This is a genomic window from Mesomycoplasma ovipneumoniae ATCC 29419, from assembly GCF_028885435.1.
Classification (GTDB): Bacteria; Bacillota_I; Bacilli_A; order Mycoplasmatales; family Metamycoplasmataceae; genus Mesomycoplasma; species Mesomycoplasma ovipneumoniae.
Window position 1 is genome coordinate 285,506 of the sequence record NZ_CP118522.1, and the last position, 15,875, is coordinate 301,380.

Below are 15,875 nucleotides of genomic sequence, written 5' to 3' on the forward strand. Positions count from 1 at the left end.
AGGGTAAAAAATGCGTCTTTTAAAAAATAGTTTCATTGTCTCATGTCAAGCGCTTGAAGATGAGCCGCTTTATGGGCCAAAAATAATGCAAAAAATGATGAAAGCTGCACTTTTAGGCGGGGCTGATGGTATTAGAACTTCACAAATTGACAATGTTAAAGATTTTTTTGAACTAAACCAAAAAGTACCTTTAATTTCTTTAATTAAAAAAACATACCCAAATTCAAGTGTTTTTATTACGCCAACATTGGCAGAACTCAAAGAATTAATGCAATTTGATAACCAAATAATTGCAATTGATGCAACTCTGCGCAACAGGCCGGCCGAAAATCTTGATGAAATTGTTGATTATTTCCATAAAAATCGAAAAAATAACCAATATTTACTTGCGGATTGTGCTGACTATGAAGATGTTGAAAATGCAATTAGATTAAAATTTGACTATGTCGCCCCAACGCTGCGCGGTTATACAGAAACAACAAAAAAGCACAATAATATTGAAAATAATTACGAATTTTTACGTTGAATGGTTGAAAAAGTCCGCAATAGCGGTATAGAAGTTGTCGCTGAAGGTGGTTTTAATGAGCCTCAAAATGTAATTGACGCTTTTAAAATTGGTGCTCATTCAGTCGTTGTTGGTTCAATGATAACTAGACCTTATGTTATAACTAAATTTTTTGTTGACAAAATTCGCAAAGAAATTAACTAAGAATTTAGACCTATTTAAAAATAAAAGCTTCTTGTTGATTAATTCAAGAAGCTTTTATTTTTAAAATTTTCATAAATTTTGCTGAGTTTACCAGTTTGATGGCTAAAATTCAATTTTTAGTCAATATAAATATGCAAAAATACCCGTAAATACGGGTTTTTTAACGCTAAAATCTTAATTTTTATTATTTTAAAATTAAGATTTTGCAAAAAAAAAAAAAAAAAGCTTGGTCAAAAATAAAATTATGTTATAATAAACATCACTTAAGAATAGTTAATAAATTTAGACATCAGAATTAAGGGGGGGATTAGTTATGTTTTTTGCATGATAAAATCAGAAAATGCGAATTTTACGTCATATTTTTAAATATGATGTAATGCCTTAAATTTACCCGTTTAGAAATCTTTAAATTTAGGGCTTTTGGTTATTGTTCTTTCAAAACTTCATATGTTTTTTAGGCTCGCTGCAAATAAAAACGAGTTTTCTATTTGCATTGAGTTTAAATAGTAGTTGTATTTTTTTATGATTTTTGTTGTTTTATCCATAAATTGATTTTTACCAGTGTTTTAAAATAGGTAATTAACTTTTGCCAAAAAAGTTAAAAAGTGCCCAAAATCAGACACTTTTTAAGATTATCTCATCAAACTGGCAAACTAGGGAGTAATTTTAAGAAGAAAATAATTTGTCTTTATTTTCTAAAAGAATATCGATAGTTCTTGCGATTGTGTCAGATTTACAGCTTCCAATTTTTCTTGAGGCTACCTCAATTAAATCAGGAGTTGCATCTTGCATTGCAAAACCATAACGAGCTAGTTTTATCATTCCATAATCGTTAGAACTATCGCCAAAAGTTATTAATTTTTTGGTACTTATGTTATTTTTTTCTAGTAATTCTAAAATTGCAGTAGATTTATCGACATTTAAAGGATTAATATCCAAAAAAATTCGGTTTGTTATTGTTACTTTATATAAATTATTTAGCTTTTCAGCCCATTTTTTATGAAGATTTATAATTGCTTTTTCATCATTCCGAAAGGCAATTTGTGTTATTGGATCTGCTTGAATAATTTCTATAATTTCAAAATCATTCAGTTTTGTATAGTGTTTTAGGTCCATTATATGCTGATTTTTTAATCAATCATAATTTTTATGGGGAGAATATTCAAAAAGATTGTGTGGGGTTGAAAAAGCACAAATTGAATTAGTATCTTTACAATCTTTAAATAAATCAAGTGCAACTGATTTTTTAAGTGTGCCTTTGTTTATTGTTTTTTTGGTTTTAATATCATAAATTAGAGTGCCATTATTTGAAACAAGATAATGAAAATATGGATATTGTTTTGCTAAATCAATGCAAGCTGACAAACCTCGACCAGTTGCTACAACTAAAATGTGCCCTAATTCATAGAGTTTTTTTAGCATTTTAACATTTTCAGGATGGATTGTATTGTCATAGCGCAATAATGTTCCATCAAGATCAAAAGCAAAAAATAGTTTCATTTTAATCCTTTTTAGATTTAAGTTGTGGAAATAAAATAACTGACCGAATGGATTCATTATTTGTTAATAACATCACAAGACGATCTATCCCAATTCCACAGCCTGCCGCTGGAGGCATTCCATACTCAAGAGCTTGAATAAATTCGTGGTCAACTTCTGAAGCTTCTTGATTTCCTTTTTCTTTTTCGTTAATTTGTGCTTGAAAGCGACCTAATTGATCAATAGGATCATTCAACTCGTCAAACATATTTGCAAATTCTTTTGTAGCAATAAAGAGTTCTGCTCTAAGCGTAAAATTGCGATTATTAGGATCAGATTTTGCTAAGGGTGAAATTTCAATGGGATGACCGGTAATAAAAGTCGGATTTATTAAAGTAGGTTCAACAAATTTTTCAAAAAATTTGTTGATTAAATGACCTTTTGTAAAAAATGGTTCAATTTTTATATTGTGTTTTTTAGCTTCCTCAACTAAAGCTGAAAAATCTGCATTTTTAAGGTCAAAATTCATTTTTTCCGAAGTTATTTGGACCATATCATACCGTGCAAATTTTTGTGAAAAATCAATTTTATTATCTCCATATCAGTGTTCTGATTGATTTAATCCGAGTTCTTCAAACAAAAAGCGAATTAAATTTTCAGTTTGATTCATTATCTTGTTTAAATCTGAATAAGCTTGGTAAAATTCAATTGAGGTAAATTCGGGATTATGAGTTGTATCAAAACCTTCATTACGAAAAATTTTCCCAATTTCATAAACAGCATCAATTCCGCCAACTAATAATTTTTTTAGCGGTAATTCAGTTGCAATTCGTAGGTAAAAATTTTGACTTAATGAATTATAAAATGTTATAAACGGTTTAGCCGAAGCGCCACCTAAAACTGGTTGCAAAACAGGGGTGTCAACTTCTAAAAATCCTTGTGAGTCAAAAAACTTGCGAATTAAGGAGATGATTTTGCTTCTAATAATAAAAGTTTGTCTTGATTTTTCATTTACTAATAAATCCAAATAGCGCTTACGATATTTATCATCAGCATTTTCAATTCCATAATATTGATCAGGTAATGGGTGGAGTGATTTTACTAAAATTGAAAAAGTTACTGCTTTAATACTTATTTGATTTGTTTTGGTTTTAAATAAATATCCAGAAATTTCAACTATGTCGCCAAGGTCTAAATTTGAAAAAGTAAACTGATTTTGTGTTTGAAAATCTTTGTTTGCATACACTTGAAATTCTAATGATTGGCTATAAATAATGAAAAATGGGGAACGTTGGCGAATAAGACGACCTGCAAAAGCGACTTTAATCTGATTTTCAACAAAAAAATCATGACTTTTATCTTGATATTGTTTAATTATTTCACCCAAATTATCATGCAAAAAAATTGATTTTGGATAATTAAATCCTTTGGACTGTAAATTTTTAAGTTTTTCAAGGCGAAATTGTTGTTGGTCGTTTAATTTTGACATAGTCTTATTCCTTAAAACGTCAGTTTAATTCTGAAACTATTTTCAGTATTTCTAAATTTTAAATAAAAATGAAAAAAATTTTAATTAGTCTTGTTTTGGGGTAGTGTCTGAATTTTCTTCTGAATTTTCTTCAGGGTTTTGTTCTGAATTTTGTTCAAGGTTTTCTTGTGAACTTTGATCTAAATTCTGTTCAGGATTTTCTTCTGATTTTTGTTCAAGGTTTTCGCCTGAATTTTGTTCAGAATTTTTCGCTGAATTTTGTTGAGGATTTTCTTCTAAATTATCTTCAGGATCTGGATCTACTGATAAAAGTTCATCCAAAATATCAGAAGGTTTTACAGCGGTGGTTTGAACTGGGTCTGATTTTGGAAGCGGTTCAAGAGTTTCGGCTAATTGTTGAATTTCTTCATAAACAATTGTTTCTTTTTCTAATAAAGTATCCTTAATTAATTCAAGTAAATCTAAATTATTTTTAATTGTTTCAGAAGCTTGTTTGTAAGCATTAGAAATAATTTGGCGAATTTCAATATCAATTTCGTGACCAACTTTTGAAGAAAATGATGTATTTTTTATATAATCTCTTCCTAAAAATGGCGATGATTGATCTTGTTCATACTGAATTGGGCCAAGCGATGACATTCCAAGTTCGGTAACCATTTTACGGGCAATTTTTGTAGCTTTTTCAATATCATTACCAGCACCAGTAGAAATTTCTTGTTCACCATATTTTATTTCTTCAGCTGCTCGACCACCCATAAATGCTGCAATTGTTGCTAGAAGTTCTGATTTTGTACTGTTATATTTTTCTTCTTCAGGAAGCATTAAATTATAACCACCGGTGTTTCCACGGGGAACAATTGTGATTTTTTGAACTTTTACCCCAGATCTTAATTTTAAACCAACAACGGCATGTCCAGCTTCATGATAAGCAACCATTATTCTTTCTTTTTCAGTTATTACGCGATTTTTCTTAGCAGGTCCACCAATTACACGGTCAATTGCCTCGTCAATTTGCTCACTTGTAATAACTTGAGTTTTTTCACGAACTGATAAAAGTGTTGCTTCATTTATAACATTTTCTAATTGAGCTCCTGAAAATCCAGGGGTTCTTTTGGCAATATTTGCAAGTGTGATATTTTTAGAAATTCTTTTACCTTTTGCATGCAATCTTAAAATTTCTTCACGCTCTTTAACATCAGGAAGACCAACAATTATTGAACGGTCAAAACGACCCGGACGTAAAAGGGCTGGATCAAGAACGTCAGTTCTATTTGTTGCTGCTATTACTAAAAGTCCGGTATTTTCAACCATACCGTCCATTTCGACTAGAAGTTGATTTAGTGTTTGCTCTCTTTCGTCATTACCCCCACCAATTCCTGAACCTCGAGAGCGTCCAATTGCATCAAGCTCATCAATAAAAATTATTGCCGGAGAATCATTTCGTGCATCTCTAAATAATTCACGTACTCTTTTTGCTCCAACTCCAACATATAGTTCCACAAAATTAGATGCAGAAATGAAGAAAAAAGGCACATTTGCTTCACCAGCAGTAGCTTTTGCAAGTAATGTTTTTCCAGTTCCCGGAGGACCTCCTAGCAAAATTCCGCGTGGAATTTTTGCACCAGCGCTAGAATAACGCCCAGGATTTTTTAAGTAGTCGATAAATTCAGCAATTTCCTCTTTAGCCTCAACATTTCCTGCAACATCAGAGTATTTTTTATCAGATTTAATACGGATTGCTTGATTTTTTCCAGGATTGAAAAAACCCGCACCTCCTTGAGAATTTTTGTTCACACGAAAAATAATAAAACCAATTATTAAAGCTGGCAAAAGTATAGGGAGAAATGAGAGAATATATTGACCAAATGTTGTAGATGGTCTATCGGCTGAAGTAAAAGAAGGCAAATAGACATTATCTTCGGGTTTTTGTGCACCGACTAAATTGTAAAGTTCATTAAGAAGAGCCTTTGTTGCTACTCCAGGATTTGTATAATTTGAGGGAATTGTTTTAACTGCAAGTGAAACTAATTCTGAATATGTTGTAATATTTGAATTTTGCAGTTGATTTTTAATCAATGGGCTAAGTTCAGCAGCACCAGATTGGAATTTTGTAATAACAGCAGGATTTGCTATTACCGAATAAGCAATTATTTTACCTTCAGTAGCTTCAACTACACGAATTCGATAAGCATTAATATCAAAAATAATTGAGTAAAAGAAATTACCATCGGTTGTGTTTTTGGCGTTTTTAATTAGTTGTTCTTCGAAATGGGATAAACTTTTAACAGTAAGACTAGGTTGTAATTGAGTATATATAAAATAAGTAATCACCCCTAAAACTATAATTAAAAGAACAATTCAACCGACCGATGGCTTCTTTTTTTGTTTTACTTGCATGATTTTCCTTTCTAGTTCAACAAATCTTACTAAATTTTACTAGATTTTGCGTATATTTTTAGTTTTTTTTTAATTATATAGTTATTTTTTTTTATTAAAAACGATCCATTGGGTGCTTTTGAACTAATAAAGTCAATTATTGAATTGATTTTTCCCTTTGATAATTTAATATTGTCAAAATTTTGGTGCAAATATAAAAAGATAATTTCTGGTTTTTTTCGAATTTTTTGGAAAAAATAAGCATGATATTCTGTTTTTTTCCACTTTTCAAGAGTTTTATAATTTTTTTTTAGTTCTATTAATTTAAAAAAATTTGCAATGAAATGAACAGAAAAAGTAAAAAATAAAGAAAAAGTGCTTAATTTTTCTAATTTAAAGCGAATCGCGTTCCTTCTATATTTGTCTGTAAAATTTGAATCATCATCAAGATAAGGGGTTTTTCTTTTTTTACAACTTTTAAGAATTCTTTTTTTTGTGTAAAAATACAAAAGTGGTCTTGAGATTTGCATTCCAAAAAGGAAATTTTGCCTGCGGATTCCTCAAAATGTTACTAACTTTTTTTGCTCTTTTTGCAAAAAAATTGTCTCAACAAAATCATTTCAGTGATGAGCCACAAGTAATTTTGTGCATTTAAAATGTTTATAAACTCGGTAAAAAAACTCGTAACGAACCTTTCTTAAATTTGCTTGCAAATTCCCTGAAACAGAAAAACTATCAAAGGATAAAATTTTAAGCATTAAATTATATTTTTGGCAAAATTTTGAAACTAATAAAGTTTCAAAAATGGCCTGTGGCCTCAAATTATAATTGACATGAACAACAATTATATCTTTATTTTTATATTTGTCAAGCAAAAACATTGAATCAGAGCCGCCAGAAACTGCAATTAAAAATTTTTCTTTAGGCTTTGTTTTTGTTAGCATTAAATTTTTGAACCGTAGTCATAAAACTATTTGATAAATAAAAAATAAGAATGTCAGCAGCTTGGTCAATAACTTGTTTAACTTTAATTTTGGCCTGATTTTCAAAAGGACTAAGCACATATTCCTTAGAATTTTCGGACCGCGAAATACCAATTTTCAGTCTTTTTATATCTTTAGTACCGCATTTTTCAATAATATTTTCCATACCTCGCTGGCCGCCTGCGCTTCCAGTTGCTCTAATTATTGCCTGGCCAATTTCAAAATTCATATCATCATAAACAATTATCACGTCCAGAATATTAATTTTGTAAAATTGGACTAATTCAAAGACAAAATCACCTGATTTATTCATGTATGTTGTTGGTTTTGCAAGAATAAAATCACTTGTTTTACAAAAAACGCCGTTTTCAGTTTTTTGATCAAAGGTCAATCCGAGTTTTTCAGCTAATAAATCAAGAACTCAAAATCCAACATTATGTTTTGTTTGAGCGTATTTTTCACCTGGATTACCAAGTCCAACAATTAGTTTCATCTTAATTTACCTTTGATTTTATAGCTTTTTTTGCTTTATTTTTTAATTCAGGAACTCTAATTACTTCTTTATCACTAAGTTCCTCAATTATATCATCATAATCAGTTTCAGGCGAGAAATTATTAAAAAAAGTAAAAGGATCAATTGGCTTACCTTCGAATATGAACCGGTTTGTGTCAAAAAATTCACTAATTTGCATCTCTAAAAGTTCAATAGTCTGATCGTCAAATTCAACAAAGGTTTTTGTAGTTTCTCAAGTATTTCTGTCAATTTCAAAGGCAAGAATATTTTTTTTCTCATCAAAAACAACAGAAAAAATTCTTAAATCTTCAAATTCTGTATAAAAAAGTGAATAAAGTTTTTCGTAAGCTGGTTTTGTTGAATTTGAAATTTCTTTTGCGATTATTACTCGCTCTGGGTCTGAAAGGTTTATTGGTTCTTGAGTTAAAGTTTTTTTATTTTTCATATCCATTTTGTGTTTGTAAAAATCTTTCAAGTATAATTTGAGCTGCTAATTTGTCAATAATTTTTTGTCGTTTTTTAAAGGACAGGCCTGAGTCAATTAAAATTGAGTTTGCTTCCTTGGAAGAAAGTCGCTCATCTTGAAAAAAAAGCTGTATTTTATAGTGTTTTTTTATTAATTGGGCAAATTCTTCAACCATAATTGTTCTTGGAGAAATTTTGCCTGATAAAGTCAAAGGATAACCTAAAACAAGAGTTGAGACAGAATATTGATCCAATCAAAAACCAATTCGCGCGATAACTCTTGCAAAATCATACCTATTAAAATTATATTGCTCGAGAGGTAGTGAAATTTTCCACTCTGAATCAGAAATTGCAAAGCCGCAAGATTTAACCCCTAAATCAAGTGCTAAAACTCTGGGTCTAATGCTCATAAAAGCTTAATTATATCGTCTTTTATAGGTTTTTTCTTGATTTTTGCCTGAGCTATTTTAGAATTTCCGCCTCCTGCACCATCGTAAATTTCCATAATTTTTTCAAGAATGACATTTGATTCTAAGTTAAAAGATGCAACTGTAATTAAATAATTTTCATCCTCGAGATTTGTAGCTAAAATAAATGTTGACTTTGGATTTTTTTGTCTAAAAGTAGCTGCTGATTGTTTTAGATTTTTGGAATTAAATTCCAAATCAATGTAAAACTTGTTTTGATTAATGTCAACAAAATTGTCTAAATTTAATTCTAATGACTCAGAAATATCTTGATTTTTTAGGATTTTTTTATATTTTTCTTTGAGCTCTTCTTCAATTTTTGTCAAGTGCTCAAATTCTGAATCTAAATCAGTAAAACTTGGAAAATCAAAGGTAAAATCTTGACTAATTTTTGCAATTTTATTAACCAGCGAAGTAATTTGAAACTTTAAAAGTTCAATATTTTGTTTTAAAAACTCAACATTTTTAGCAAAAGAGCTCACAGCACGAATCCGGTAAATTCCCGAACCTTTAGTTTGACAAGATAAAATTGTGAATTTTTCTAATAATTTAGTGTTTTGAATATGAGTTCCACCACATAAATCTGTTGTAATTCCGGGAAAAACTACAAGTCGAAGCGCATTAGGATCCATGTATTCTGATTCTTCTAATGTCATAATTGCATTTAGTTTTTGGGCTTTTTCTAGATTTGTGACTAAATATTCACGCTGAACTTGTTGATTTATATAAGAATTTACACGGTTTTCGACAGATTTTATTTGTTCTTTTGAAGGTTTTTGGGCACAAGGAAAGTCAAAAGTCAGTCTTTCTTCATTATTGTCAGATCCAAGTTGCTTAATTTGAGGGCCAAATTCTGCCCGAAGTGAGGCAAATAAAAGATGAGTTGCCGAGTGATTCCGCTCTAAATTCAAACGGTTGTCTGAATTTAACTCCAAAATTACCGGTAAATTTTTTGACAGTTTACCTTCAAAAACATGGACATTATTTAAAAATTTATCTTTAAAAACGTCAATAATTTCAATTTTTTTGTTGCCTTGAATTATATAACCCTGATCATGTTTTTGACCGCCGGCTGTTGCATAAAAAGGAGTTTTTTCAAAAATTGCATATGAAATTTCGCCCTCAGTAGTTTGGTCAATTTCATTAAATTGATTTGCTAAAAAAGCAATTTTTGTTTCAGTTTTGTGAAATTCATAACCTATAAATTCTGAAATTTGTGCTTTAACTTGATTTAAAGAATCAATAACTTTCCCCATACCTTTTTTAATATTTGCCCGGGAAATTTGAGCGTGTTTTTCGCGATATTCTTCTAATGATTTAAGGTCAAAACTGATATTTTTTTCTTGAAGAATTTCCTGAGTTAGTTCAGGAGGAAATCCGTAAGTAACAAAAAGTTTAAAAACAATTTCTGGAGAAATTTGACCTTCAGTTTTTTTTATCTCATTTTCTAAAAGTTCATGGCCGATTTCAAGAGTTTTTATAAAATTTTTTTCTTCATGATAAATCACGGACTCAATTTTTTCAATATCAAAATTAGCATTTAGTGTTTTAGCGACAATTGGGACCAATTTGTGTAAAAACTCTTCTGAAATTCCTAATTTTTTCCCGTTTCAATAAGCTCTTCTAATTAAACGCCTAATTATGTAGCCTCGGTGTAAATTTGATGGCATAACTCCATCATTTACTGCGGCACTTATTGCGCGAATGTGGTCGGCAATTAGTCTAAAACTTTTATTGATTTGGGCTTGTTTTGCATCTTTTTTAAAATAATTTTCAATATCATATTTAAAATTAGTGTACTTTTGGATTTCTGCAATAATTGGCAAAAATAAATCTGTATCATAATTAGTTGGACCATTTTGCAAAATTGAGACAATTCTTTCAAAACCAGCACCAGTATCGATATTTTTTGACATTAATGGGGAATAATTTTGCGCTCCGTCGTTATTAAATTCTGAAAAAACAATGTTTCAAATTTCAATAAAACGGTCATTTTCGATGTCATTTCTTATTAATTCATCACCACGAGCATCAAATTTTTCACCACGGTCAAAATAAATTTCGGTACACGGACCACAAGGACCTTGACCTAAGTCTCAAAAATTAGTTTTTTTACCGCCGGGAATGAGTCTATTTTCAGGAAAGCCTAAACTTTTCCATTTATTTAAAGTCTCAAAATCACTATCATAATATGTTATATAAAGTTTTTCAGGGTCTAATTCTAATCATTTAGTCAAAAATTCAAAGGCAAAATCAATCGCTTCAAGTTTAAAATAGTCTCCAATTGAAAAATTTCCAAGCATTTCAAACAAAGTGTGATGTCTTGAGGTTTGACCTACATTTTCAATATCATTAGTTCTTAGTGCTTTTTGCGAATTAACAAGTCGTTTTGAAGGGGGAATTTTTTTACCAATAAAATAATCTTTTAGCGCCGCAACTCCTGAATTAATTCAAAGAAGTGAATCATCATTTTGGGGAACAAGGGGTTTAGATTCTATAAGAAGATGATTTTTTTGTTGAAAAAAATCATATCAAAGTTGGCGAACTTCATTAGCTGATAATTTTTTCATTTGTTTTATCCTTATAATAATAATTTTACTTAATTTTTAGGATTTGTAAAATTTTATATTAAAATTTTATCTATGTTCCGTTTTTTTGTTAGTGAAAAACAAGAAAATTTTTTTATTCTTGATGATTTAAATTTAAATCATATTAAAGTTGTGCGAATTAAAAACGAAAATTTTATCTGTGTTTACAAAGGTGAATTTTACCTTACAAAATTAGTTCAAAATTCAAACAAAGCTGAAATTATTGAAAAACTTGAATTAAATAATGAACCTAAAAACAAGGTTATTTTAGCACTTGCAATTCTAAAGACAAAATCTTTTGAATTTGCAATTCAAAAAGCTGTTGAAATTGGCGTCAGTGAAATTTGACCGTTTTTTAGTAAAAATGTGAGTCAAAAATTAGAGGGTGATTTAAGAAAAAAACTAAAAAGATGAGAGCAAATTTGCCTCCACAGCGCACAACAGAGTTTTCGAAATTTGATTCCAAAAATAAATTTACCTGTAAATTACAGTGATATTTTGAAAAATTCTGTTAATTTTAGTCAAAAATTAATCGCCTTTGAAGGTGAGAAAAACCAAACAAAAATAGACGAGTCAGGAAGCGATACAATTATAATAATCGGTCCTGAAGGCGGTTTTGATGAGTCAGAGATAGAACTAGCCCAAAAATTTGATTTTAAAGTTGTATCTTTAGGTAAAAGAATTTTACGCTCTGAAACAGCAGCGATTTTTTTATTAAGTAAGTGTATAAATGATTAACTTTTTAGCAAAAAAGTGAAAAAATCTTCGAAATTTACTAGTTTTTTCTAATATTTCAAAGATTTTCTATTTTATTCATTTTTAGTAATTTTTTATTTTATTCTTCATTTTTTCAATTGTGACTTAATTTTAATAAAAAATTAAAAAATATTGTATAATTTAATAAAATTAAATTTAATTTTTTACTCCCGAAAAAACACTAAAAATAGGAGATTTTATGAAAATAATATCAATCGGAACTAACCATGCCGGAACTTCATTTTTAAGAACCCTAAAAACTATTTACCCACAAGCAGAACTTGTCTCATATGATAGAAATACTGACATTTCGTTTTTAGGTTGCGGAATTGCACTTTGAGTTTCTGATGAATTTAGCGATCCATCTGGACTTTTTTATTCAAGTCCTGAACAATTAAAATCAATGGGAATCGATGTTCATTTACAGCATGATGTTCTCGAAATTGACCGTAAAAATAAAGTTATTATTGTTAAAAATTTAGTTAGTGGCGAAATTTTTAAAGACAGCTATGATAAATTAGTTTTTGCCGGCGGAACTTGGCCGATTATTCCACCTTTTGAGGGGATTGACCTTGAAAATATTTTAGTTTCAAAAACATTTACTCACGCAAAAGAAATTAAAGCAAAAGCAGTTGATCCAACAATTAAAAATGTAATTATTATCGGTGGTGGTTACATTGGTATTGAATTACTTGAAGCTTTTCACAAATATGGTAAAAAAACAACACTAATTGACATGCAAGACAGAATTATCCCTAATTATTTTGATAAGGAATTTACTCAAAAAATTGAGGATAAAATTGTCGAAGAAGGTATTAATTTACAATTTAATCAAAAAGTTGTTCGTTTCATTGCTGATGAAAGTGGAAAAAAAGTTGCTTTTGTTGAGACAGACAAAGGTAAATATGCCGCTGATCTTGTAATTTTAGCTATTGGATTTGCGCCAAATACTAAAATTTTAACAGACGTTGAAAAAACTGCTAATGGTGCAATCAAAGTTGACCAATTCCAGCGTTGCCTAAGTGATGAAAATCTTTATGTAATTGGTGATTCAGCTTCAATGGTTCACAATGTAACTAAACAACACGCTCACATTGCGCTAGCAACAAATGCCGTAAAATCAGGGATAGTTGCTGCTTTCCACATCGCAGGGCGTGAAGATATTCCTTTCCCAGGTTATGTTGGAACAAATGCAATTTCCGTTTTTGGATTTAATTATGCCTCAACTGGATATTGTGAAAATGCTTGTCCAAAAATGGGCTTAGATAATGTTGGTGTTGAATATCTTGAAGACTGAGATCGCCCAGAATTTATGCAAAATAAATCTAAAGTATGAATCAAAATTGCTTATGATAAAGAAACTCTAAAATTAATCGGGGCTCAAATTGGTTCATATGGAAAAGAATATAATCACACTGAAGTAATTTATTTCCTTTCACTAGCAATTCAAAAAGGTCTAAAATTGCCTGAAATTGCTCTTTCAGATTTCTACTTCTTGCCTCACTATAATAAGCCATTTAACTTTGTAATCCAAGTAATTTTAAATGCACTAGGGCTAAAATATAATAAAAAATAAAATTTTTAGCTCAAAAAGTTACTAAAAAAACCAGTTTTATCTGGTTTTTTTAGTTTCTGGAGTTTGCCATTTTGATGAGCTAATCTTAAAAAAGTGTCGTGTTTTATAGAATTTTTTAACTTTTTTGCCAAAAGTTAATTACCTATTTTCCTGAGTTTTTATTGGTTTTTTTAGTTTTTAAAATTGAAGGCAAATTTTAGAACTAAAGTTTTTTCATAAGCAAGATTGACTGTCGTTTTTCAATAATATTTTGACTAAATTGTAATTTAGAATTAAAAATAACATCAAAATCTTCAAAATCATAGTCATAAGAATTGGCTGAAAAATTATGAATCACCTTAATAATTTCGTTTTTAATTTGGATGCTAAAAATAATTAAGCCTTTTTTATTGTCAACAGTCTCAAATTTTATCGAATCACAAATTGTTTGATTATCTGGCAATCTAAAAAATTGGGTTTTTTGGCGAAATTCGTTAATTTTTGCTAAAAAATTAAAAATTTTAGTTTTAATTTCGCTAATTTCAAGAAGGCTAAAATCAAGACCGTTAGTAAAATCAGTAGTTTTATTTGAATAAAAATCAAGAAATTTATGGGCCTGATATGAAAAAGGTGGTTTTGTTGAATTTAAATTAAGATGACAATTTGAATAACTAGCGCCCGAAAAATCACATGCTTTTGAAAAGGCAAATTCAGTTCCTGAACTTAAAAGAACTTTTCCTTGAACAAATAAGGTCATCATTAATGCTTGACGATAAGTTTCGATAAAGGCGTTTTTTGTCAGTCCTGAGGCGCTTGTTAAAATTTTGTCAGCCAAAGTAGGCCCATCATATGAAGTTATATAAGAAACATTTATACTAATATCGTTTGCAAAAAGGTCATCTCTTCTAGCTGAGTGATAAAAATCGCCAAAATCAAAATCAAAAATTCCACCTGGAATCAGTGAGACATATGAGGCAAATTTTGAGCTATTTTTTGACAAAATTAGACCTTTATCACCAGGAACATTTGATCCGCGAATAACATTTGGAAGTCCATAATTTAAATAAGCAAAGTTAAAATTATTAGAACGACTAGTTTTTTCAGTTCGATTTTTGTGCTGTAAGTCAGTTTTTTTACAAAATTTACCAAACAAGATAATGTTAGGATTTATTTTTTTCAGTTCGATACTTATGATTTCAAGCGATTTTTTATCAAAATATGAGGCTGCATCAAAGCGAAATCCATCAACTTTATAGTATTTAACAAAAAAAATGAGTGAGTCTAAAATTAGTCTAAATGCCATTGGCTTTTGTGAATCAAGAGGTGGAAATTGGGAAGGAAAAGACAAAGCCTCATCGCGATAAAAATAACCACGGGCAACATCATCTAAAATTGATTTGCAAAAAGTTTGACTAAAAGCAACATCAAGAATAATTCCAATATTTTTTTTATGTGCTGAGTCAATAAATGCTTTAAATTCTTTTATTTTTAAATACGGGTCAAGCGGATTTGTTGAGTAACTTGAGTTAATTGAGAAAAAACCAAGTGGATCATAGCCCCAATTATAGTTTGTAAAATGACCTTTTCCTTGACCTTTTTTAAGAATTGAAACATTTTTTTGACTAAAAGTATAACAAGAATGAACTGGTAATAATTGCAGAAAATTAAAATTTAGTCCTGATAAATAATCAAAAATTTTCTGATCTAGCGCACCCAGAAAAGTGCCTGGATTTGCTATGTTTGAATTTTTTGAACTAAAATCACGAATATTTAATTCGTAAATTAGTGCATCATTCAGCGGATTTTTGCTTTGAAATGATAATTCTGAAGGACTTTTACCAGCCTGAGATGAATAAATATCAATTAAATAACTTTTTGGAACTTCATTTTTAGTTCAATCAAAAGGACAAATGCTATATGAATAAGGATCAAGCGCTTCGGTTATTGTTGAATCACGGTGCTCAATTAATAAATTATAAAGATAACCGTGAAATTTTTGATCAATTTCACAAAATCAGACATCAGCTCGCTTTGTCATTGCGATTATTTCTGTTGGATTTGTGTCTTGAAAATTTTCATAAATTGCAAAGTGAACCCGCGTTGCATCAGGTGATCATAAATAAAATTCAAAACGGTTTGAATTAAAAATTAAGCCTAGCGGTCCTCAATACGATTCGCCGCGCGAATTTTTTCTAATTAAAGCTGTATCATAATTTATAAACATATTTACTATAAAAACCCAAAAAAGTGCTAAAATAAACGATAAATCTAGAAGTTGTTATAATACTTATGTTGAAAAAATAGCAAAACTTCTATAAATGTGCTAAAAAAACATATTTTTAAATTATAACATAACAGCTAAAAATCATTTACTTTTAATTTTTTATTTTAAAAAAATTTTAAAAGTTGTATAATTATTTTAACCTTTATAAAATTAACATTTCAATAAAAGGTTGTCCTTTGTGACGACTTTTTTGTTTTAAACCTAACAAAC

Annotated in this window: 12 protein-coding genes; 3 read left to right on the plus strand and 9 right to left on the minus strand. The window is 29.5% G+C overall.

The genetic code is table 4. The annotated features are described in order from the left end of the window. The first annotated feature begins 10 nt into the window (after nucleotides 1-10). A complete protein-coding gene (locus PWA39_RS01175) occupies nucleotides 11-709 on the plus strand; it encodes an N-acetylmannosamine-6-phosphate 2-epimerase (RefSeq protein WP_069099246.1) in 699 nt (232 codons plus the stop codon). Between the two features lie 666 nt (nucleotides 710-1,375). Here PWA39_RS01175 and PWA39_RS01180 read toward each other — a convergent pair. The 8 genes from PWA39_RS01180 to alaS form a co-directional block, all read right to left on the minus strand. Beyond that, nucleotides 1,376-2,209, minus strand: coding sequence for an HAD family hydrolase (locus tag PWA39_RS01180; RefSeq protein ID WP_069099208.1), 834 nt, complete (start codon nucleotides 2,207-2,209; stop codon nucleotides 1,376-1,378). A gap of 1 nt (nucleotide 2,210) precedes the next feature. Beyond that, nucleotides 2,211-3,677, minus strand: coding sequence for a lysine--tRNA ligase (gene lysS, locus PWA39_RS01185; RefSeq protein WP_069099209.1), 1,467 nt, complete (start codon nucleotides 3,675-3,677; stop codon nucleotides 2,211-2,213). An 84-nt stretch (nucleotides 3,678-3,761) separates the two neighbouring features. Beyond that, nucleotides 3,762-6,074: an ATP-dependent zinc metalloprotease FtsH gene (gene ftsH, locus PWA39_RS01190; protein ID WP_069099210.1), complete on the minus strand. Its 2,313-nt coding sequence runs from the start codon at nucleotides 6,072-6,074 to the stop codon at nucleotides 3,762-3,764. A gap of 29 nt (nucleotides 6,075-6,103) precedes the next feature. Continuing rightward, nucleotides 6,104-6,997 carry a tRNA lysidine(34) synthetase TilS gene (tilS, locus tag PWA39_RS01195; protein WP_069099211.1) on the minus strand — a complete coding sequence of 298 codons (894 nt, stop codon included), beginning with the start codon at nucleotides 6,995-6,997 and terminating at the stop codon, nucleotides 6,104-6,106. Next, a complete protein-coding gene (gene pth, locus PWA39_RS01200) occupies nucleotides 6,975-7,529 on the minus strand; it encodes an aminoacyl-tRNA hydrolase (protein ID WP_069099212.1) in 555 nt (184 codons plus the stop codon). Before pth ends, tilS begins: the two co-directional genes overlap by 23 nt. 1 nt (nucleotide 7,530) lies before the next feature. Further along, nucleotides 7,531-7,995, minus strand: a complete 465-nt coding sequence (locus tag PWA39_RS01205; protein WP_069099220.1) for a hypothetical protein — start codon at nucleotides 7,993-7,995, stop codon at nucleotides 7,531-7,533. Next, nucleotides 7,985-8,425, minus strand: coding sequence for a Holliday junction resolvase RuvX (gene ruvX, locus PWA39_RS01210; protein ID WP_069099213.1), 441 nt, complete (start codon nucleotides 8,423-8,425; stop codon nucleotides 7,985-7,987). Before ruvX ends, PWA39_RS01205 begins: the two co-directional genes overlap by 11 nt. Further along, nucleotides 8,401-11,052, minus strand: coding sequence for an alanine--tRNA ligase (gene alaS, locus PWA39_RS01215; RefSeq protein WP_069099214.1), 2,652 nt, complete (start codon nucleotides 11,050-11,052; stop codon nucleotides 8,401-8,403). The genes ruvX and alaS overlap by 25 nt, the downstream gene beginning before the upstream one ends. A gap of 72 nt (nucleotides 11,053-11,124) precedes the next feature. On the opposite strand from alaS, the gene PWA39_RS01220 reads away from it, so the two are divergent. Continuing rightward, nucleotides 11,125-11,808: a 16S rRNA (uracil(1498)-N(3))-methyltransferase gene (locus PWA39_RS01220; protein ID WP_069099215.1), complete on the plus strand. Its 684-nt coding sequence runs from the start codon at nucleotides 11,125-11,127 to the stop codon at nucleotides 11,806-11,808. Between the two features lie 217 nt (nucleotides 11,809-12,025). Beyond that, the gene (locus tag PWA39_RS01225) at nucleotides 12,026-13,402 is read left to right on the plus strand and encodes an FAD-dependent oxidoreductase (RefSeq protein WP_069099216.1); all 1,377 of its coding nucleotides are present in this window, start codon (nucleotides 12,026-12,028) and stop codon (nucleotides 13,400-13,402) included. A gap of 202 nt (nucleotides 13,403-13,604) precedes the next feature. On the opposite strand, the gene PWA39_RS01230 is transcribed toward PWA39_RS01225, so the two are convergent. After that, a complete protein-coding gene (locus PWA39_RS01230) occupies nucleotides 13,605-15,605 on the minus strand; it encodes a pullulanase (RefSeq protein ID WP_081311130.1) in 2,001 nt (666 codons plus the stop codon). Nucleotides 15,606-15,875: the final 270 nt, after the last annotated feature.